The sequence below is a fragment of the Citrobacter sp. FDAARGOS_156 genome, assembly GCF_001559235.2.
Classification (GTDB): Bacteria; Pseudomonadota; Gammaproteobacteria; order Enterobacterales; family Enterobacteriaceae; genus Citrobacter; species Citrobacter youngae.
In genome coordinates, this window is the sequence record NZ_CP014030.2 from 1,938,328 (window position 1) to 1,960,353 (window position 22,026).

Sequence of the window (22,026 nt, forward strand, 5' to 3'; positions counted from 1 at the left end):
CATGCTCGATCCCAATCTGCTGCGTAATGAGCCAGACGCAGTCGCAGAAAAACTGGCAAGCCGGGGCTTTAAGCTGGATGTAGATAAGCTGCGCGCTCTTGAAGAGCGTCGTAAAGTTCTGCAGGTACAAACTGAAAACCTGCAGGCAGAGCGTAACTCTCGATCGAAATCCATCGGCCAGGCAAAAGCGCGCGGGGAAGATATCGAGTCTTTACGTCTGGAAGTGAACAAACTGGGCGAAGAGCTGGATGCCGCGAAAGCTGAACTTGATACCTTACAGGCCGAGATCCGCGATATTGCGCTGACCATTCCTAACCTGCCAGCGGACGAAGTTCCGGTGGGTAAAGATGAAAATGACAACGTTGAAGTCAGCCGCTGGGGTACACCGCGCGAGTTCGATTTCGAAGTGCGCGATCACGTTACCTTGGGTGAAATGCACACGGGTCTTGATTTCGCCGCTGCGGTTAAACTGACCGGCTCTCGTTTTGTTGTCATGAAAGGGCAGATCGCGCGTATGCACCGTGCGCTGTCTCAGTTTATGCTGGATCTGCACACTGAGCAGCATGGTTACAGCGAAAACTACGTCCCGTATCTGGTTAACCATGACACGCTGTACGGCACTGGCCAACTGCCGAAATTTGCTGGTGACTTGTTCCATACGCGTCCGCTGGATGAAGAAGCTGACAGCAGCAACTATGCGCTGATCCCAACGGCGGAAGTGCCGCTGACCAACCTGGTACGCGACGAAATCATCGACGAAGATGCGCTGCCGATCAAAATGACTGCGCATACGCCGTGCTTCCGTTCCGAAGCGGGTTCTTACGGTCGTGACACTCGTGGTCTGATCCGTATGCACCAGTTCGATAAAGTCGAGATGGTGCAGATTGTTCGTCCGGAAGATTCGATGGACGCGCTGGAAGAGATGACCGGCCATGCTGAGAAGGTCCTGCAACTGCTGGGGCTGCCGTATCGCAAGATCATCCTGTGCACAGGCGACATGGGCTTCGGCGCATGCAAAACCTACGATCTGGAAGTGTGGATCCCTGCACAGAATACCTATCGTGAAATTTCCTCCTGCTCCAATGTGTGGGATTTCCAGGCTCGTCGCATGCAGGCGCGTTGTCGTAGCAAATCTGACAAGAAAACACGTTTAGTGCATACACTGAACGGCTCTGGTCTGGCAGTGGGACGTACGCTGGTTGCCGTTATGGAAAACTACCAGCAAGCTGATGGCCGTATTCAGGTACCGGAAGTATTACGTCCGTACATGAATGGCCTGGAATTCATCGGTTAAGTCATTTTTCCTTGCTAAAAAAGCGCCTCAGGGCGCTTTTTTTACGCCCGTTTGATGCCGGACAATAACCCTTACTCCATTAGTGGTAATACTGCCTTCGAATGAAAGTCAGTATTTATCTCTGTCTTTGCATAAATTCGATATATAACGGTCTGTATAACGATAGCATCGATATATAAACGACTATACAACGAACATTCCCTTTTTGTTTATTGTGAGCAGCAGAGTGAGCCACTATGAAAACTAAGATCCCCGATGCCGTACTGGCAGCTGAGGTTAGTCGCCGCGGTCTGGTGAAAACGACGGCGATAGGCGGACTGGCGGTGGCCAGTAGCGCGTTTACCCTGCCATTTACCCGTATCGCAAATGCCGCAGAAGCCCTCAATCCAACACAGATTAATGAGAAAGTGATCTGGAGCGCGTGTACGGTGAACTGTGGTAGCCGCTGTCCGCTGCGTATGCATGTGGTAGACGGTGAAATAAAGTATGTCGAAACCGACAACACCGGTGATGACAACTATGACGGTCTGCACCAGGTACGCGCCTGTCTGCGTGGGCGCTCTATGCGCCGTCGCGTCTACAATCCCGATCGTCTGAAATACCCAATGAAGCGTGTCGGCAAACGCGGCGAAGGTAAATTTGAGCGCATCAGTTGGGATGAAGCCTACGATATCATCGCCAGCAATATGCAGCGTCTGATTAAAGACTACGGTAACGAGTCTATCTATCTGAACTACGGTACCGGCACGCTGGGCGGCACGATGACGCGCTCATGGCCGCCGGGTAAAACGCTGGTGGCACGTTTAATGAACTGTTGCGGCGGTTACCTGAACCACTATGGGGATTATTCTTCTGCGCAAATCGCGGCAGGACTGAACTATACCTATGGCGGATGGGCTGACGGTAACAGCCCGTCTGACATTGAAAACAGTAAGCTCGTTGTCCTGTTTGGTAATAACCCAGGCGAAACTCGTATGAGCGGTGGTGGGGTGACCTACTACCTTGAACAGGCGCGGCAGAAATCTAATGCCCGCATGATCATAATCGATCCCCGCTACACGGATACCGGTGCGGGTCGTGAAGATGAATGGATTCCCATTCGACCGGGTACAGATGCAGCGCTGGTTAACGGTATTGCCTATGTACTGATCAGCGAGAATATGGTTGATCAACCGTTCCTCGATAAGTACTGCGTGGGCTATGACGAAAAAACTCTCCCGGCGGGAGCGCCGAAGAACGGTCATTATAAGGCGTATATTCTCGGTCAGGGTAAAGACGGTATCGCGAAGACCCCGGAATGGGCCGCGCAGATAACCGGTATTCCTGCTGATCGAATTGTTAAGTTGGCGCGTGAAATTGGTAGCGCGAAACCCGCCTACATTAGCCAGGGTTGGGGGCCGCAGCGTCACGCCAACGGTGAGATTGCGACCCGTGCCATTTCGATGTTGGCCATTCTGACCGGTAACGTTGGTATTAACGGCGGCAACAGCGGTGCACGTGAGGGATCATACGATTTACCGTTTGAGCGTATGCCAACGCTGGAAAACCCCGTCGAAACCAGTATCTCAATGTTTATGTGGACGGATGCGATTGAGCGTGGTCCGGAAATGACGGCGCTGCGCGACGGTGTTCGTGGTAAGGATAAGCTCGATGTTCCGATTAAGATGATCTGGAACTATGCCGGTAACTGCCTGATTAACCAGCACTCTGATATCAACCGCACGCATGAAATCCTGCAGGATGATAAGAAGTGTGAAATGATCGTCGTTATCGATTGCCATATGACCTCCTCGGCGAAATATGCCGATATTCTGCTGCCGGACTGTACGGCCTCTGAGCAGATGGACTTCGCGCTGGATGCATCTTGCGGGAATATGTCCTACGTGATTTTCACCGATCAGGCGATCAAACCACGCTTTGAATGCAAGACTATCTACCAAATGACCAGCGAGCTGGCGAAACGCCTTGGCGTCGAGCAACAGTTCACGGAAGGCCGTACTCAGGAAGAGTGGATGCGTCATCTGTATGAACAGTCGCGCAAGGCTATACCGGAACTGCCGACATTTGAAGAGTTCCGTAAGCAGGGCATCTTTAAGCAGCGTGATCCTGAAGGACATCACGTGGCGTATAAAGCATTTCGTGAGGACCCCAAAGCCAATCCGCTTACCACGCCGTCAGGTAAGATTGAAATTTATTCTCAAGCGCTGGCAGAAATCGCTGCAACCTGGGAACTGCCGGAAGGCGATGTGATCGATCCATTACCGATTTATACACCGGGCTTTGAAAGCTTAAACGATCCACTGGTGGAAAAATTCCCTCTGCAATTAACGGGCTTCCATTATAAATCTCGCGTCCACTCGACCTATGGCAACGTTGACGTTCTGAAAGCGTCCTGTCGCCAGGAAATGTGGATTAACCCGATGGATGCACAACGACGTGGTATTAACAACGGTGACAAGGTACGTATCTTTAACGACCGTGGCGAAGTGCATATTGAGGCTAAAGTTACCCCACGTATGATGCCTGGCGTTGTAGCGCTGGGTGAGGGCGCCTGGTATGACCCGGATGTGAAACGTGTGGATCAGGGCGGTTGTATTAACGTGCTGACGACCCAGCGACCTTCTCCTCTCGCTAAGGGGAACCCATCACATACGAACCTTGTTCAGGTTGAAAAGGTGTAAGGAGTAACCGATGACAACCCAGTATGGATTTTTTATTGATTCCAGCCGTTGCACCGGTTGCAAAACTTGCGAACTGGCCTGCAAAGACTTCAAAAATTTAACGCCTGACGTCAGTTTCCGCCGTATTTACGAATACGCCGGCGGTGACTGGCAGGAAGATAACGGTGTCTGGCACCAGAACGTTTTCGCCTACTACCTCTCCATTGCGTGTAACCACTGTGAAGACCCGGCCTGTACCAAGGTGTGTCCAAGCGGCGCGATGCACAAACGTGAAGATGGTTTTGTGGTCGTGGATGAAGATGTGTGCATTGGCTGTCGCTATTGCCACATGGCCTGCCCGTATGGCGCGCCGCAATACAATGCCGCCAAAGGACACATGACCAAGTGCGATGGCTGTCATGAACGCGTTGCTGAGGGTAAGAAACCCATCTGTGTCGAATCCTGCCCGTTGCGTGCGCTGGACTTCGGCCCGATAGAGGAACTGCGTAAAAAACACGGCACCCTGGCCGCGGTTGCGCCGCTCCCTGGCGCGCACTTTACCAAACCGAGCATCGTCATCAAACCAAATGCCAATAGCCGCCCTACCGGGGATACCACGGGTTATCTGGCTAATCCGAAGGAGGTGTAAGATGGGAAGTGGATGGCATGAATGGCCGCTGATGATCTTCACTGTTTTCGGGCAGTGTGTTGTGGGTGGCTTTATCGTTCTGGCGCTGGCGCTGATGAAAGGGGACTTACGCCCTGATTCACAACAGCGTGTGATTGCCTGCATGTTTGGCCTGTGGGTATTGATGGGCATCGGTTTTATTGCTTCCATGCTTCATCTGGGCTCACCGATGCGGGCGTTTAACTCCCTCAACCGTGTCGGTTCTTCCGCGCTAAGTAACGAAATCGCCAGCGGCTCGATCTTCTTTGCCGTTGGTGGTATTGGCTGGTTACTGGCGGTGTTGAAAAAAATGTCACCAGCATTACGCAATCTGTGGTTAGTTCTCACCATGGTGCTGGGCGTAGTTTTTGTCTGGATGATGGTGCGCGTATATAACACTATTGATACGGTGCCTACCTGGTATAGTGTCTGGACGCCGATTGGGTTCTTCCTGACGTTGTTCATGGGAGGTCCGCTGCTGGGATATCTGCTATTACGCGTTGCCGGAATTGACGGCTGGGCGATGCGACTGTTGCCTGCTATTTCAGTGCTTGCGCTGGTTGTGAGCGGCATCATGTCCGTGATGCAGGGCGCCGAGCTGGCGACAATCCACAGCTCAATTCAGCAGGCATCTGCGCTGGTGCCCGATTACGGTTCGCTGATGGCATGGCGGATTGTGGCACTGGCTTTAGCGTTGTGCTGCTGGATTGTTCCGCAGGTGAAAGGTTACCAGCCGGCAATACCGCTGCTTTCCGTCGCGTTTATTCTGCTGTTAGTCGGTGAGCTGATTGGCCGCGGCGTGTTCTATGGTCTGCATATGACGGTCGGCATGGCGGTCGCCAGCTAACCTGAAAATGCCGAATGGCATCGCGCTTGTCCGGCCTACACATTACAGTACTGAACGTGTAGGTCGGATAAGGCGTTAATATGGTCATCCCACAAATAAAAGATGCCTATTATCCATGAATTTTTTCGACTGAACGTAGCGGGGCAATTTTGTTTTAGATCAATTAAAACAAATAGATGTATTTTCCCATTTTTTATCAATCCGCATTAAGAATCAGTAATACGAATCGATCCCCCTGAAAGCGCCTCAGGCCCCTGATTGCGCCGATTGACAATGTTTTTTGCAGTGGCATGATGCGCATGAAATTTGAACTTCCTCACGGTTTTTATTCATGTCCACCTATACCCGTCCCGTTATGCTATTGCTGTGCGGGCTGCTTCTGTTGACCCTGGCGATCGCCGTGTTAAACACGCTCGTCCCGCTTTGGCTCGCCCATGAAAATCTGCCAACCTGGCAGGTAGGAGTGGTCAGTTCGTCCTATTTCACCGGAAATCTGGTTGGGACGTTACTGACCGGGTACTTAATTAAACACCTCGGTTTTAACCGCAGCTATTACATAGCCTCGCTTATTTTTGCTGCGGGCTGTGTCGGACTGGGCGTCATGGTAGGTTTTTGGAGCTGGATGACCTGGCGTTTTATTGCGGGTATCGGTTGTGCCATGATCTGGGTGGTGGTGGAAAGTGCGTTGATGTGCAGCGGGACGTCGCGTAACCGTGGACGCTTACTTGCCGCCTATATGATGGTCTATTACGTAGGGACGTTTTTAGGACAATTATTGGTCAGTAAAGTCTCGACAGAATTAATGAATGTTCTGCCGTGGGTGACCGGCACTATCCTTGCCGGAGTATTACCGTTGCTCTTTACCCGCATTGTGAATCAGCAGGGTGATGAACAACAGTCAACCCCCATTGTCTCTATGCTGAAGCTTCGCCAGGCGCGTCTGGGCGTGAATGGCTGCATTATTTCCGGGATTGTGCTGGGGTCGCTGTATGGCCTGATGCCGCTGTACCTCAACCATCAGGGTGTCAGCAATGCCAGCATTGGTTTCTGGATGGCGGTACTGGTCAGTGCAGGTATTCTGGGACAATGGCCAATTGGTCGTCTGGCCGATAAGTTAGGTCGCTTGCTGGTTTTGCGCGTTCAGGTCTTTGTGGTGATCGTCGGGAGTATCGCTATGCTGAATCAGGCGGCAATGGCACCTGCATTGTTTATGCTGGGCGCGGCAGGTTTCACCCTTTATCCGGTTGCGATGGCCTGGGCCTGCGAGAAAGTAGAACATCATCAGTTGGTCGCTATGAACCAGGCATTGTTATTAAGCTATACCGTGGGTAGCCTGCTTGGGCCGTCATTTACCGCCATGCTGATGCAAAATTATTCTGACAGTTTACTGTTTATCATGATTGCCAGCGTATCGTTTATTTATTTACTGATGCTGCTGCGTAAGACAGGGCATACACCGAATTCTGTGGCGCATATCTGATTTGATTTAACAGGATAAAAACAGGTTCCCATACATGTTGTTTATGTATACTTTATGGGAGCCTGTTTTATTTAATCATCGCTATTCTTTCCTGAAAATAAAATGTGCAGAAGATTATAGTTTTACATTCTGCCATTTCCGCTTGGCCATTTTACCGCGCATAATCCCTCGCTTCATTTATTGATTATCAAAAATAGCGTCTACGAAGGATCGCCAATGGCAAGTGTGCAGGAAAAACAATTGCGGTGGTACAACATCGCATTGATGTCTTTTATTACCGTATGGGGATTCGGCAACGTTGTAAACAACTATGCTAATCAGGGATTGGTGGTTGTTTCTTCATGGATATTTATTTTCGCCCTCTATTTTATCCCTTATGCACTGATTGTCGGACAACTTGGCTCCACGTTTAAAGACGGTAAGGGTGGGGTTAGTACATGGATTAAACACACAATGGGACCGGGACTGGCTTATCTCGCAGCGTGGACCTATTGGGTGGTGCATATCCCTTATCTGGCGCAAAAGCCACAGGCTATTCTGATTGCGCTGGGGTGGGCGCTGAAAGGCGATGGTTCGCTGATTAAAGAGTATACCGTGGTGGCGTTGCAGGGGCTGACGTTAGCGCTGTTTGTCTTTTTCATGTGGGTTGCATCCCGTGGCATGAAATCGCTTAAAATCGTTGGATCGGTTGCGGGGATCGCGATGTTTGTGATGTCCATTCTGTATGTCGTAATGGCCGTCACCGCCCCGGCGATTACTGATGTGCAAATCGCCACAACCAATATCACCTGGGAATCTTTTATCCCGCACATCGATTTTACCTATATCACAACGATCTCGATGCTGGTCTTTGCGGTCGGTGGCGCGGAGAAAATCTCTCCATACGTTAACCAGACGCGTAACCCTGGCAAAGAGTTCCCGAAAGGGATGTTAGTTCTGGCGGTTATGGTGGCGGTGTGCGCGATCCTGGGTTCTCTGGCAATGGGGATGATGTTTGACTCTCAGCATATTCCTGATGACTTAATGACTAATGGCCAGTATTACGCTTTCCAGAAACTCGGGGAGTATTACGGCATGGGTAACACATTGATGGTTATTTATGCAGTTGCCAACACGTTAGGTCAAATTGCGGCTTTGGTGTTTTCTATTGATGCTCCGCTTAAAGTTTTACTGGGCGATGCTGATCGCAAATATATCCCTGAAAGCCTGTGTAAAACCAATGCCTCTGGTACACCGGTGAATGGCTATATTCTGACACTGGTGCTGGTGGCCATTTTGATTATGTTGCCAACGCTGGGTATCGGAGACATGAACAATTTGTATAAATGGCTACTGAATTTGAATTCAGTGGTGATGCCTCTGCGCTATCTGTGGGTGTTTGTGGCATTTATTGCCGTTATTCGTTTGGCGCAGAAATATAAACCGGAATATGTCTTCATTCGTAACCGCTCTCTGGCGATGACGGTGGGAATTTGGTGTTTTGCGTTTACTGCGTTTGCTTGCCTCACGGGGATCTTTCCGAAAATGGAAGCCTTTACTCCAGAGTGGACATTCCAGCTCACGTTGAACATTGTGACGCCGTTTGTGCTGGTTGGGCTGGGATTGATTTTCCCGCTGCTGGCAAGAAGAGGGCGTTAAGGGGAAATGTGGTGGGTAACAGGCTCGTTACCCACCACAAAGCTTAGTACATCACTTTGTGACCATACTGCTCAAGGATACCTTTCACGCGCTCCATGGTCTCTTTTTTCGGCGGCTTCACGCCGTCGAGTTTGTACTCTTCACCCATTGCCACCCATTTGTGTTTGCCAAGTTCGTGGTATGGCAGCAGTTCAATTTTTTCGACATTGCCCATATCACGGGTAAACTCGCCCAAACGGTGTGCTGAATCATCGTCATCGGACCAGCCAGGCACGACAACGTAGCGGATCCACACTTTGATGTCTTTGTTAGACAGGTAACGAGCGAACTCCAGCGTACGATGGTTAGATACGCCGACCAGGTTCTGGTGGATCTCGTCGTTCATCTGTTTCAGATCGAGCATCACCAGGTCGGTGACTTCCAGCAGTTCATCAATCACTGGATCGTAACGGCGAACAAAACCGTTAGTATCAAGACAGGTATGAATCCCTTCTTTTTTACAGGCACGGAACCAATCACGGACGAATTCAGCCTGGAGAATGGCCTCTCCGCCGGATGCCGTTACGCCACCACCGGATGCGTTCATAAAGTGACGATAGGTCACGACTTCTTTCATTAATTCATCGACGGTGACTTCTTTACCGCCGTGCGTATCCCATGTGTCACGGTTGTGGCAGTACAGGCAGCGCATCAGGCAGCCCTGGAAGAAGGTAATAAAACGGATGCCCGGGCCATCTACAGTGCCACAGGATTCAAAGGAGTGAATGCGACCAATAACTGACATTGCGGTGTTTCTCCAGGTGTGGCCCATCCGGGGCCAGTGTTAGTGCACAGTTATTAACTGTGTCGAGTCTGTTTTGGCTGATATCCATACTTTTCGTCTTTCAAGCTGCATCTTTGTTAGCTTCCTTCGCTCACCCCAGTCACGTACTTCTGTACGTTCCAGGGGATTCACTCCGTTGCTGCCTCAATGCAACTCGAAATCCATCGAGTATATAAGTATAGATAGCTGACAAAGCAGGCTATTAAAAAGGCCCCACTTACGTGGAGCCTTTATTGTACGCTTTTTAAAGTACGATTTCAGTCAAAACCAATTACATGGTCTGAGTGAAGGTACGAGTAATAACGTCCTGCTGCTGTTCTTTAGTCAGGGAGTTAAAACGTACTGCGTAGCCAGAAACACGGATGGTCAGCTGCGGATATTTTTCCGGATGTTCCATCGCGTCCAGCAGCATTTCACGGTTCATGACGTTCACGTTCAGGTGCTGACCACCTTCGATGGACGCTTCATGGTGGAAGTAACCATCCATCAGACCAGCCAGGTTGGTCTTACGAACTTCGTCGTCTTTACCCAGTGCGTTCGGAACGATAGAGAAGGTGTAAGAGATACCATCTTTAGCGTAAGCAAACGGCAGTTTAGCAACAGAAGTCAGAGAGGCAACGGCACCTTTCTGGTCACGACCGTGCATTGGGTTAGCACCTGGGCCGAACGGTGCGCCAGCGCGACGACCGTCTGGGGTGTTACCGGTTTTCTTACCATAAACCACGTTAGAGGTGATGGTCAGAACAGACTGAGTCGGGATAGCGTTACGATAAGTAGTCAGTTTCTGAATTTTCTTCATGAAACGTTCTACCAGGTCAACCGCCATGTCATCAACGCGCGGGTCGTTGTTACCAAACTGCGGGTATTCGCCTTCGATTTCGAAGTCGATAGCCAGACCGTCTTCGTCACGAATCGGTTTAACTTTCGCATATTTGATTGCAGACAGGGAGTCAGCAGCAACGGACAGACCAGCGATACCACACGCCATGGTGCGGATAACGTCACGGTCGTGCAGCGCCATCAGAGAGGCTTCGTAGCTGTACTTGTCGTGCATGTAGTGGATAACGTTCAGTGCGGTGACGTACTGTTTAGCCAGCCAGTCCATGAAGTGATCCATGCGGTCCATAACTTCGTCGAAGTTCAGAACGTCGCCTTTGATCGGTTCAGATTTAGGACCAACCTGCATTTTCAGTTTTTCATCAACGCCACCGTTGATTGCGTACAGCATGGTTTTCGCCAGGTTTGCACGCGCACCGAAGAACTGCATTTGTTTACCAACAACCATCGGGCTTACGCAGCAAGCGATAGCGTAGTCGTCGTTGTTGAAGTCCGGACGCATCAGGTCATCGTTCTCGTACTGCAGAGAAGAGGTGTCGATGGACACTTTAGCGGCGAATTTCTTGAAGTTCAGAGGCAGTTTTTCAGACCACAGAACGGTGATGTTCGGCTCCGGAGAAGGACCCATGGTGTACAGGGTGTTCAGGAAGCGGAAGCTGTTTTTGGTAACCAGAGTACGGCCATCAACGCCCATACCGCCGATTGATTCAGTTGCCCAAATCGGGTCACCGGAGAACAGTTCATCATATTCAGGAGTACGCAGGAAACGAACCATACGCAGTTTCATGACCAGGTGGTCAATCATTTCCTGAGCGTCTTGCTCGGTGATTTTGCCTGCTTTCAGGTCACGTTCGATGTAAGCATCCAGGAAGGTGGATACGCGACCGAAGGACATTGCTGCACCGTTCTGAGATTTAACCGCGGCCAGGTAGCCGAAGTAAGTCCACTGGATAGCTTCCTGAGCGTTGGTAGCCGGACCAGAGATATCGCAGCCATATTTAGCAGCCATTTCTTTGATCTGACCCAGAGCGCGGTGCTGTTCAGCAATTTCTTCACGCAGACGGATAGTTGCTTCCAGGTTTACGCCATTTTCCAGATCGGACTGCAGAGAGACGAACTGAGCGTATTTGTCTTTCATCAGGTAGTCGATACCGTACAGCGCAACGCGACGGTAGTCACCGATGATACGGCCACGGCCATACGCATCTGGCAGACCAGTCAGAACACCGGATTTACGGCAGTTCAGAATGTCTTTGGTATAAACATCGAATACACCCTGGTTGTGGGTTTTACGGTATTCGGTGAAGATTTTTTTCAGCATCGGGTCCAGTTCGCGATTGTACGCTTTGCAGGAACCTTCAACCATTTTGATACCGCCAAACGGGATAATTGCACGTTTCAGCGGAGCTTCAGTTTGCAGACCAACAATTTTCTCAAGCGCTTTGTTGATGTAGCCAGCGTCGTGAGAAGTGATGGTAGAAGCAACGGAGGTGTCAAAGTCAACAGGCGCGTGAGTGCGGTTTTCCTGTTTAACGCCTTCCATTACGCTGTCCCACAGTGCAGTGGTCGCTTCAGTTGCGCCAGCCAGGAAGGACTCGTCACCCTCATACGGAGTGTAGTTTTTCTGAATGAAGTCACGGACGTTTACTTCATTCTGCCAATCACCTTTGGTAAAACCTTCCCAGGCTGTGGCTAACTTTTCATTAAGCTCGGACATGTAACACCTACCTTCTTAAGTGGATTTTTTATTTACTGCGTGTAATGAGCATCAACAGATTAATGATGATCGTTACCACGCAGGTAAATGACCCAGTATGTCAACCCGACCAACAAACCGCCGCCGATAATGTTACCGATCGTAACCGGAATCAGGTTATCGGTGATGAAATTCATCACGGTCAGGTGAGAAAAATTCTCCGGAGAAGAACCGACAGCGGTCCAGAATTCCGGGGTGGCGAAATCGCGTATTACGATACCCATAGGGATCATAAACATGTTTGCGATACTGTGCTCAAAACCGCTGGCAACAAACATTGCGACCGGTAATACCATGATAAACGCTTTGTCCATCAGGCTGCGGCCAGAGTAGCTCATCCATACCGCCAGGCACACCATTAGGTTAGCCAGAATACCAAGGCTTACAGCTTCAACAAAAGTATGGTGCACTTTGTGGTCGGCAGTTTGCAGGACGTTGAGTCCCCACGCGCCGTTGGCGGTCATATACTCGCCAGAAAGCCACATGAGTAACACAAAAATCAGCGCACCAATCAGGTTACCGACATAAACGTTAAGCCAGTTCTTCGCTAACTGACCCCAGGTAATACGACCACTGGCTTTAGCGACGACAATCAGTACGGTTGAAGTGAAGAGGTCAGCGCCGCAGACAACGCAAAGGATCAGCCCCAGGGAAAAGCAGATACCACCCACCAGCTTTGCCATGCCGAAAGGCATTGTGCCGGTACCGGTTGTGGCAGTGATATAGAAAACAAAGGCAATTGAAATGAACACACCGGCAGTAATTGCCAGATAGAACGTCTTAAGCGGATGTTTCGTTGCTTTATAGACGCCTGCTTCTTCGGCAACTTTGGCCATAGCAGCAGGAAGTATAAGATCAAAAGGGTTGTCAGCTTTCACACTAACTCTCTCTTTATTAAGTCGGCGACGAGATACTAACAAAGCATTATAGATGAGAATTTGATATAGATCATATCTCGCCTGGCTTATAGGCCCGTAAGACGCATGGTTTTTATGCGATTACGGTGTAACTTGTTGATTATCCATGTAAAAATAAATTTTAAAAATTATAAAGTGAGTTGAAATTTTTCTTTATGCCTCCAGTCGGACGGTTAATTAAAATGGAGTAATTGAGATAAATAGCGATATTAATAAACCAAAAATTTTAATATCAACTACTAATATTTAACCTTGTTTTTACATTTATTTTTGAGTACACAAAAATAAAAAAACAGGGCGCTTAGAGCGCCCCGTAATATAGCCCAGACAATACGTTTAGCCTACTCAACGCGGGCTGTTTGCCACTATTTTGACCAGTGTGCTGCTTTCGCGCGTTGCAGCTTCTCATAGGCTTTCAGCAGAGACTGATGTGCCGGGAAAGCCCGCAGATCGCTATCAACCGTTTGTAATCCGTAGAATGGCGCTTCTCCGCTCATTGCTGCACTTGCTGCTTCAACTGCCTCTGCACCGTACATACGAACAAATGCGTTAAGATACTGCAGCGGCTGACGATCTTCTTCCTGAGAGAGCAGCAGCAGAGTTTGCAGGCAACGGTAATAGTTTGCGCGTTCAGCACTAAAGACGGATGCATTAAATTCCATTGTCCATTCCGTCCAGATCAGTGCCTGCTCAAGGTCACCACCCGCCAGAGCCAGCATTACTTTGAGCTCGCCAATGCGCAGGGTATACCAGCCATTATCCGCACCGGTCGCCAAACCCAGCAGCTCACGTACGCGAGTGAAGTCGTCAAATCCTTCTTCATCCAGTTGTGCGAGCAGGTTGAGGTAGTCTTCTTTTTCCCATTCGCTGCCTGGCAGAGAGAGAATGGTCTCACGCAGGTGCGCTCCCATGCTGTTGTTGGCTAACCACAAATCTTCTGCAGGGTAGATGTCAGACATGCCCGGGACGATAATGCGGCAAGCGTAAACGCTCAGATGCTCGTAGTCGGCGATGTAGACTTCCTTATCTTCCGCTTTGAAGATGGCCATCAGGGTGGCGAACTCTTCTTCCGTGGTGCCAGAGAAATTCCAGTCAACGAACGGGTAATCGGCATCTTGCTTGAACAGATCCCAGGAGATCAGACCGCTGGAATCGATGAAGTGCGTTTCGAGGTTAGTGTGCTCAGCCACTTCTTCATCGTCGAAGGTTGGGGGAGTGAAGACATCAAGATCTTTCAGGCCACGGCCCTGCAACAGTTCAGTGACGGTACGCTCCAGTGCAACACCGAAATCCGGGTGCGCGCCGAAAGAGGCAAAACAGGTACCGTTAGCCGGGTTGAACAGTACAACGCAGATAACCGGGTATTTGCCGCCCAGCGAGCCGTCGTATGCGAAGATTGGGAATCCTTCGGCTTCCAGCTTTGCAATGGATTCAACGACTGCCGGGTAACGCGCCATCACTTCGGCCGGAATTTCCGGCAGGCTGATGCTTTCCGCGATAATGCGGTTTTTCACATAGCGCTCAAAAACTTCAGACAGCCCCTGAACGCGGGCTTCATTCGGTGTGTTACCCGCAGACATACCGTTAGATACGTACAGATTACCGATAATGTTCATCGGAATGTAAACGGTCTGATTATCTGACTGACGGGTAAACGGCAGGCCGCAAACGCCGCGTTCTTCATTGCCGGATTGCAGATCGATAAGCATGCTACCGGTCAGTTCATTGTCTGGATCGTAGAATGCACGCAGACGCGCATCCAGCAAACCTTCAGGTACGTCATCATCTTCTGTCAGTGGGAACCATTTTTCGTTCGGGTAATGTACGAACGGGCCGTTAGCGATGGTGTCGCCCAGCCAGAAATCCGCAAAGAAGTAATTCGTGGACAGACGCTCAAAATATTCGCCCAGTGCGGAGGCCAGCGCCGCTTTTTTCGTCGCACCTTTACCGTTGGTAAAGCACAGCGCGCATTCTTTGTCGCGAATATGCACAGACCAGACGTTAGGAACGGGATTCAACCACGAGGCTTCTTCAATTTGAAAACCGAGGTCGAGTAATTTTTGCTGGAAGCGAGCGATGGAATCTTCCAGTGCGGCATCTTTGCCGGGGATAAATGTTTGCGTCATGAAAATCACTTTTGTCGTACGGAAAGCGCGCAATGATACGGGTTTTCAATGAATGGCGCTATCGCCGCCCGAGCCTCGGCGTAAATAAAGCATTTGATTCACACCGTAGCGTGTTCAGTCGAATGTCTGCGGACTATCTGCTGAAGGGAAGGGGGCTTCTTTCTTTATATATCTCTGCGCTATGCAAAACCAGAATGGTCGAAGGTTGGCTGGGCCAAATGCGCCTCCTGATAGCGAAAATCTCGGTTTTTATCCGTCAATCCGATAGATTCTTTTGTGTGATGCACCGCTCATTTTTGCCCTGGCCAGTTTTACCCATTGCGGCGCGTGTCACTGAATGATAAAACCGATATCCACAGGAATAACTTATACCCAATGTCTGTCACAGGAATTATCGTAAACGACAGGATGTTGATCGGATAACAACACAACGTGGTGAGGGGAAATGGCTCAGGTCTTCAATTTTAGTTCAGGTCCGGCAATGCTACCGGCAGAAGTACTTAAACTGGCTCAACAGGATCTTCGCGACTGGAACGGTCTTGGCACGTCGGTGATGGAAATTAGCCACCGTGGCAAAGAGTTCATCCAGGTCGCAGAGGAAGCGGAGCAGGATTTTCGCGATCTTCTCAGTATCCCCTCCAACTATAAAGTGTTGTTCTGTCATGGCGGTGGCCGTGGGCAGTTTGCGGGTATCCCATTAAATATTCTGGGTGACAAAACCACGGCGGATTACGTCGATGCCGGTTACTGGGCCGCCAGTGCAATTAAAGAAGCGAAAAAGTACTGCACGCCAAATGTTATCGACGCCAAAGTCACCGTTGACGGACTGCGTGCTGTTAAACCGATGAGTGAATGGCAGCTTTCTGACAATGCGGCGTATCTGCACTATTGTCCGAACGAAACCATCGACGGTATCGCGATTGATGAAACGCCGAATTTTGCCAGCAACGTGGTGGTTACGGCGGATCTGTCCTCGACCATTCTTTCCGCACCGCTTGACGTTAGTCGTTATGGCGTAATTTACGCCGGGGCGCAGAAAAACATCGGCCCGGCCGGGCTGACCATTGTCATCGTACGTGAAGATTTGCTGGGTAAGGCCCATGTGTCCTGCCCGTCAATCCTCGACTATACCGTGCTGAATGACAACGACTCCATGTTCAATACGCCACCGACCTTTGCCTGGTATCTGTCTGGCCTGGTTTTTAAATGGCTGAAAGAGCAGGGCGGTGTTAACGCGATGGATAAAATTAACCAGCAAAAAGCGGAACTGTTGTACGGCGTGATTGATAACAGCGATTTCTACCGCAACGATGTGGCGAAATCGAACCGTTCACGCATGAACGTCCCGTTCCAGTTGGCTGACAACGCGCTGGATAAACTTTTCCTGGAAGAGTCGTTTGCTGCCGGTCTGCATGCACTGAAGGGACATCGTGTAGTTGGCGGAATGCGGGCTTCAATCTATAACGCTATGCCGCTGGAAGGCGTAAAAGCACTGACCGATTTCATGGTCGATTTCGAGCGCCGCCGCGGCTAATCTGCTGTATTTTCATCCCCACAGTCAGTCTGTGGGGTTTTTATGTCTGTTTTTGAGAGTTGAGTTTCATGGAATCCCTGACGTTACAACCCATTGCGCGGGTGGATGGCACCATCAATCTGCCTGGATCCAAAAGTGTTTCTAACCGCGCTTTGCTGCTGGCTGCATTAGCAAATGGCACCACTGTCCTGACCAACCTGCTGGACAGCGATGATGTCCGCCATATGCTTAATGCTCTGAATGCGTTAGGGATTAGCTATACCCTTTCTGCCGATCGCACGCGTTGCGAGATAATCGGTAACGGCGGCGCGCTGCATGCAGAAGGCGCTGTAGAGCTGTTCCTTGGCAATGCCGGAACCGCAATGCGCCCGCTGGCCGCAGCGCTGTGCCTGGGCAGCAATGACATCGTGCTGACGGGCGAACCGCGCATGAAAGAGCGCCCGATTGGTCATCTGGTTGATGCGTTACGCCAGGGCGGAGCCAACATTGAATACCTGGAGCAGGAAAATTATCCGCCTCTACGTCTGCGCGGTGGTTTCACCGGAGGGCAAGTTGAGGTAGACGGCAGCGTATCCAGCCAGTTCCTCACTGCATTGCTGATGACTGCGCCGCTGGCGCCGCAGGACACGACGATCGCCATTAAAGGTGAGCTGGTATCCAAACCTTACATTGATATCACACTGAACCTGATGAAAACGTTTGGTGTTGAAATTGAGAATCAGAACTACCAGCGCTTTGTCGTGCAGGGCAACCAACAGTACCAGTCTCCGGGCGCCTATCTGGTAGAAGGCGACGCTTCATCGGCCTCGTATTTTCTTGCGGCTGGCGCGATCAAAGGCGGTACGGTGAAGGTTACCGGGATTGGGCGTCATAGCATGCAGGGTGATATTCGCTTTGCTGATGTGCTGGAAAAAATGGGCGCGACCGTGACATGGGGTGATGATTTTATTGCCTGTACTCGCGGTGAGTTGAACGCTGTCGATATGGACATGAACCATATTCCTGATGCGGCAATGACCATTGCGACCGCCGCGTTGTTTGCAAAGGGCACAACGACTTTACGGAACATTTACAACTGGCGCGTCAAAGAGACCGACCGTCTGTTTGCGATGGCAACGGAGTTGCGGAAAGTGGGCGCGGAAGTTGAAGAGGGGCATGATTTTATCCGTATCACTCCGCCGGTTAAGCTGCAGTTTGCGGATATTGCGACCTATAACGATCACCGTATGGCGATGTGTTTCTCGCTGGTGGCGTTGTCTGACACGCCGGTAACCATTCTGGACCCTAAATGCACCGCCAAAACCTTCCCGGATTATTTCGAACAGTTGGCCCGTATTAGTACTCCTGCCTGATCCTCACGAAACGCCGGTCCCTGGACTGGCGTTTCGATGTCCGTAACCGCACTGTTTTTACGCTTACAACTAATGCTAATTTGTTGATGATTTAACTTATTTATTTGTTTTTATTATAAATATCATCGGAAGATTAGCATGAAAAATAAATCACTCTTTTTGGCGTTGGCGGTTTCCGCTACGTTGTTGGCAGGTTGTAAAAATGGCGTAAATGGCGACCTTGTTGCCAGTTCCGGTATGGCGGCTTATAAAGCTGCGACGCTTTCCGACGCTGATGTCAAATCTCTCTCTAACAGTTCATGTAAGCAGATGGATAGCGAAAACCAGCTAGCGGGCGCAAAAAGCAAATACACTAAGCGTCTGAATAAAATTGCGAAAGCGTTGGGTAATAACATTGATGGAACGCCGGTCAACTATAAGGTTTATATGACCAGTGATATCAATGCCTGGGCAATGGCGAATGGATGCGTACGTGTTTATTCGGGTTTGATGGACCAGATGACCGACAATGAGATTGAAGGTGTGCTGGGTCATGAGTTGGGCCATGTTTCTTTAGGACACTCACGTAAAGCAATGCAGACTGCGTATGCCACACTCGCTGCGCGCGATGCTATTTCTGCGACCAGCGGCGTCGCTTCTCAGCTTTCCCAGTCTCAGTTGGGCGATCTGGCGGAAGGTGTGATTAACTCAGCGTTCTCCCGTAGCCAGGAATCGGATGCGGATGACTTTTCCTATGATTTGCTGAAAAAACGCGGTATTGACCGTCAGGGGTTAGTGACTGCGTTTGATAAGTTTGCCACGATGGACGCAGGCCATGCAAAATCACTGATGGATTCTCATCCGGCATCTGACGATCGTGCTCAGCATATGCGTGAACGTATCGCTGCAGATAAAAAGTAAAACAGTGTCATCTTCCGGGCTGGTTTCTCGCCAGCCCGCTATAATTGCGCAATTCTTCCTCATATCGTTACAGACTAATCGGGTTTTTACACTCTGTGTTAACGATTATTAGCGTTGGCGCGTATAATGCGCGGCGTTCACGTTAACGTATGCCCGTTTAAGGAGAAAAAGATGACGGCAATTGCCCCGGTTATTACCATTGATGGCCCAAGTGGTGCAGGAAAAGGCACCTTGTGCAAGGCAATGGCGGAAGCATTGCAGTGGCATCTGTTAGATTCAGGCGCGATTTACCGCGTACTGGCGCTCGCAGCGTTACATCACCATGTTGATGTCACTTCTGAAGATGCTCTGGTACCGCTTGCCTCACACCTGGATGTGCGTTTTATCTCAACGGACGGCAACCTGGAAGTCATTCTGGAAGGCGAAGATGTCAGCGGCGAAATCCGCACCCAGGAAGTGGCGAATGCCGCCTCTCAGGTCGCTGCGTTTCCTCGCGTACGCGAAGCGCTGTTACGTCGTCAACGCGCGTTTCGTGAAGCGCCCGGCCTGATTGCCGACGGACGTGATATGGGCACGGTGGTGTTCCCTGATGCGCCAGTAAAAATTTTTCTGGACGCCTCCTCGCAAGAACGTGCGCATCGACGTATGCTACAGTTGCAGGAGAAGGGCTTTAGTGTTAACTTTGAACGCCTTTTGGCCGAGATCGAAGAACGCGATTACCGCGATCGCAACCGTGCTGTAGCGCCGCTGGTTCCCGCTGCTGATGCTTTAGTTTTAGATTCAACCCGATTAAGCATTGAGCAAGTGATTGAAAAAGCGTTACAATACGCGCGCCAAAAACTGGCTCTCGCATAAGTGCGACCGAATTTGTAGTACCCCCGTTGCAATGGATTGACAGCGGGTATGTTAAACAACCCCATCCGGCATGGAGCCAGGTGGACGTTAAATATGAAACCTGAAGATTAAACATGACTGAATCTTTTGCTCAACTGTTTGAAGAATCCTTAAAAGAAATCGAAACCCGCCCGGGTTCCATCGTTCGTGGTGTTGTTGTTGCTATCGACAAAGACGTAGTACTGGTTGACGCCGGTCTGAAATCTGAGTCCGCCATTCCGGCAGAGCAGTTCAAAAACGCCCAGGGCGAGCTGGAAATCCAGGTTGGTGACGAAGTTGACGTTGCTCTGGATGCAGTAGAAGACGGCTTCGGTGAAACCCTGCTGTCCCGTGAAAAAGCTAAACGTCACGAAGCTTGGATCACGCTGGAAAAAGCTTACGAAGAAGCTGCAACCGTTACTGGTGTTATCAATGGCAAAGTCAAGGGTGGCTTCACTGTTGAGCTGAATGGTATTCGCGCGTTCCTGCCGGGTTCCCTGGTAGACGTTCGTCCGGTCCGCGACACGCTGCACCTGGAAGGCAAAGAGCTTGAATTCAAAGTAATCAAGCTGGATCAGAAGCGTAACAACGTTGTTGTTTCCCGTCGTGCCGTTATCGAATCCGAAAACAGCGCAGAACGCGATCAGCTGCTGGAAAACCTGCAGGAAGGCATGGAAGTTAAAGGTATCGTTAAGAACCTCACTGACTACGGTGCATTCGTTGATCTGGGTGGCGTTGACGGCCTGCTGCACATCACCGACATGGCATGGAAACGCGTTAAGCATCCGAGCGAAATCGTAAACGTTGGCGACGAAATCACTGTTAAAGTGTTGAAGTTCGACCGCGAGCGTACTCGTGTATCTCTGGGCCTGAAACAGCTGGGCGAAGATCCATGGGTAGCTATCGCTAAGCGTTATCCGGAAGGTACCAAACTGACTGGTCGCGTGACCAACCTGACCGACTACGGCTGCTTCGTTGAAATCGAAGAAGGCGTTGAAGGCCTGGTTCACGTTTCCGAAATGGATTGGACCAACAAAAACATCCACCCGTCCAAAGTTGTTAACGTTGGCGACGTAGTGGAAGTTATGGTTCTGGATATCGACGAAGAACGTCGTCGTATCTCCCTGGGTCTGAAGCAGTGCAAAAACAACCCATGGCAGCAGTTCGCGGAAACCCACAACAAGGGCGACCGTGTTGAAGGTAAAATCAAGTCTATTACTGACTTCGGTATCTTCATCGGCCTGGACGGCGGCATCGACGGCCTGGTTCACCTGTCTGACATCTCCTGGAACGTTGCAGGCGAAGAAGCAGTTCGTGAATACAAAAAAGGCGACGAAATCGCAGCAGTTGTTCTGCAGGTTGACGCAGAGCGTGAGCGTATCTCTCTGGGCGTTAAACAGCTCGCAGAAGATCCGTTCAACAACTGGGTTGCACTGAACAAGAAAGGCGCAATCGTAAACGGTAAAGTCACTGCAGTTGACGCTAAAGGCGCAACCGTAGAACTGGCTGACGGCGTTGAAGGTTACCTGCGCGCTTCTGAAGCTTCCCGCGACCGCGTTGAAGATGCAACTCTGGTTCTGAGCGTAGGCGACGACGTTGAAGCTAAATTCACCGGCGTTGATCGTAAGAACCGTGCAATCAGCCTGTCTGTTCGTGCTAAAGACGAAGCTGATGAGAAAGATGCAATCGCAACTGTTAACAAACAGGAAGATGCAAACTTCTCTAACAACGCAATGGCTGAAGCTTTCAAAGCAGCTAAAGGCGAGTAATATCGAGTACTCTATACCCGCACATGCAACTTGAAGTATGACGGGTATAAATCCTTTGTGCTGTTAACAGCACAAAGGGTGACGAGTAGCTTGACAGATTACAGGATTCGTCCTGTAATCAATGACAAAGGGCGGCTACGGCCGCCCTTAATCAATGCAGCAGCTAATTTTGCCTTTAAGGAACCGGAGGAATCATGACCAAGTCAGAATTGATTGAAAGACTTGCAACCCAGCAACCTCATATTCCCGCGAAAGCGGTTGAAGATGCAGTAAAAGAGATGCTGGAACATATGGCCTCGACTCTTGCGCAGGGCGAGCGTATTGAAATCCGCGGTTTCGGCAGTTTTTCTTTGCATTACCGCGCACCACGCACCGGACGTAATCCGAAGACTGGCGATAAAGTGGATCTGGAAGGAAAATATGTTCCGCACTTTAAGCCGGGTAAAGAACTGCGCGATCGCGCCAATATTTACGGTTAAGTCCTCAGCAAGACTTAGCCCCGAGAAAAGCACCTGTATGGGTGCTTTTTTCATTTTCACCTCCCTGTGCTGGA

Annotated in this window: 16 protein-coding genes; 12 read left to right on the top strand and 4 right to left on the bottom strand. The window is 50.3% G+C overall.

The window, feature by feature from the left end:
- Window position 1: 1 nt before the first annotated feature.
- From serS to AL515_RS09435, 6 genes are all read left to right on the top strand, one after another.
- Window positions 2-1,294: a serine--tRNA ligase gene (gene serS / locus AL515_RS09410; protein WP_003836908.1), complete on the top strand. Its 1,293-nt coding sequence runs from the start codon at window positions 2-4 to the stop codon at window positions 1,292-1,294.
- 236 nt (window positions 1,295-1,530) lie between these two features.
- Window positions 1,531-3,975, top strand: coding sequence for a dimethylsulfoxide reductase subunit A (dmsA, locus tag AL515_RS09415; RefSeq protein ID WP_061067613.1), 2,445 nt, complete (start codon window positions 1,531-1,533; stop codon window positions 3,973-3,975).
- A gap of 10 nt (window positions 3,976-3,985) precedes the next feature.
- Window positions 3,986-4,603, top strand: coding sequence for a DMSO/selenate family reductase complex B subunit (locus tag AL515_RS09420; protein WP_005123570.1), 618 nt, complete (start codon window positions 3,986-3,988; stop codon window positions 4,601-4,603).
- A gap of 1 nt (window position 4,604) precedes the next feature.
- Window positions 4,605-5,468 (top strand): dimethyl sulfoxide reductase anchor subunit family protein, encoded by an 864-nt coding sequence (locus tag AL515_RS09425; protein ID WP_005123569.1) that lies wholly within the window; start codon window positions 4,605-4,607, stop codon window positions 5,466-5,468.
- A 331-nt stretch (window positions 5,469-5,799) separates the two neighbouring features.
- Window positions 5,800-6,948 carry an MFS transporter gene (locus AL515_RS09430; protein WP_005123568.1) on the top strand — a complete coding sequence of 383 codons (1,149 nt, stop codon included), beginning with the start codon at window positions 5,800-5,802 and terminating at the stop codon, window positions 6,946-6,948.
- A 216-nt stretch (window positions 6,949-7,164) separates the two neighbouring features.
- Window positions 7,165-8,586: an amino acid permease gene (locus AL515_RS09435; protein WP_005123567.1), complete on the top strand. Its 1,422-nt coding sequence runs from the start codon at window positions 7,165-7,167 to the stop codon at window positions 8,584-8,586.
- 43 nt (window positions 8,587-8,629) lie between these two features.
- On the opposite strand, the gene pflA is transcribed toward AL515_RS09435, so the two are convergent.
- The 4 genes from pflA to ycaO all read right to left on the bottom strand — a co-directional run bounded on the left by pflA (window position 8,630) and on the right by ycaO (window position 15,045).
- Window positions 8,630-9,370: a pyruvate formate lyase 1-activating protein gene (gene pflA, locus AL515_RS09440; RefSeq protein WP_003035751.1), complete on the bottom strand. Its 741-nt coding sequence runs from the start codon at window positions 9,368-9,370 to the stop codon at window positions 8,630-8,632.
- 310 nt (window positions 9,371-9,680) lie between these two features.
- Window positions 9,681-11,963: a formate C-acetyltransferase gene (gene pflB / locus AL515_RS09445; RefSeq protein ID WP_061067614.1), complete on the bottom strand. Its 2,283-nt coding sequence runs from the start codon at window positions 11,961-11,963 to the stop codon at window positions 9,681-9,683.
- A gap of 59 nt (window positions 11,964-12,022) precedes the next feature.
- On the bottom strand, window positions 12,023-12,880 hold the full coding sequence (gene focA / locus AL515_RS09450) for a formate transporter FocA (RefSeq protein WP_003831909.1): 858 nt from the start codon (window positions 12,878-12,880) through the stop codon (window positions 12,023-12,025).
- A gap of 404 nt (window positions 12,881-13,284) precedes the next feature.
- On the bottom strand, window positions 13,285-15,045 hold the full coding sequence (gene ycaO, locus AL515_RS09455) for a 30S ribosomal protein S12 methylthiotransferase accessory factor YcaO (protein WP_061067615.1): 1,761 nt from the start codon (window positions 15,043-15,045) through the stop codon (window positions 13,285-13,287).
- Between the two features lie 445 nt (window positions 15,046-15,490).
- On the opposite strand from ycaO, the gene serC reads away from it, so the two are divergent.
- The 6 genes from serC (at window position 15,491) to ihfB (ending at window position 21,952) form a co-directional block, all read left to right on the top strand.
- Window positions 15,491-16,579 (top strand): 3-phosphoserine/phosphohydroxythreonine transaminase, encoded by a 1,089-nt coding sequence (serC, locus tag AL515_RS09465; RefSeq protein WP_048212142.1) that lies wholly within the window; start codon window positions 15,491-15,493, stop codon window positions 16,577-16,579.
- A 68-nt stretch (window positions 16,580-16,647) separates the two neighbouring features.
- Window positions 16,648-17,931: a 3-phosphoshikimate 1-carboxyvinyltransferase gene (gene aroA / locus AL515_RS09470; protein WP_061067616.1), complete on the top strand. Its 1,284-nt coding sequence runs from the start codon at window positions 16,648-16,650 to the stop codon at window positions 17,929-17,931.
- Window positions 17,932-18,069: 138 nt separating this feature from the next.
- Window positions 18,070-18,831 carry a M48 family metallopeptidase gene (locus tag AL515_RS09475; RefSeq protein WP_048212141.1) on the top strand — a complete coding sequence of 254 codons (762 nt, stop codon included), beginning with the start codon at window positions 18,070-18,072 and terminating at the stop codon, window positions 18,829-18,831.
- A 171-nt stretch (window positions 18,832-19,002) separates the two neighbouring features.
- Window positions 19,003-19,686, top strand: a complete 684-nt coding sequence (gene cmk, locus AL515_RS09485; protein WP_005123561.1) for a (d)CMP kinase — start codon at window positions 19,003-19,005, stop codon at window positions 19,684-19,686.
- A 113-nt stretch (window positions 19,687-19,799) separates the two neighbouring features.
- On the top strand, window positions 19,800-21,473 hold the full coding sequence (gene rpsA / locus AL515_RS09490; RefSeq protein ID WP_003035776.1) for a 30S ribosomal protein S1: 1,674 nt from the start codon (window positions 19,800-19,802) through the stop codon (window positions 21,471-21,473).
- A 194-nt stretch (window positions 21,474-21,667) separates the two neighbouring features.
- Window positions 21,668-21,952 (top strand): integration host factor subunit beta, encoded by a 285-nt coding sequence (gene ihfB / locus AL515_RS09495; RefSeq protein ID WP_003035780.1) that lies wholly within the window; start codon window positions 21,668-21,670, stop codon window positions 21,950-21,952.
- The last annotated feature ends 74 nt before the right edge of the window (window positions 21,953-22,026 follow it).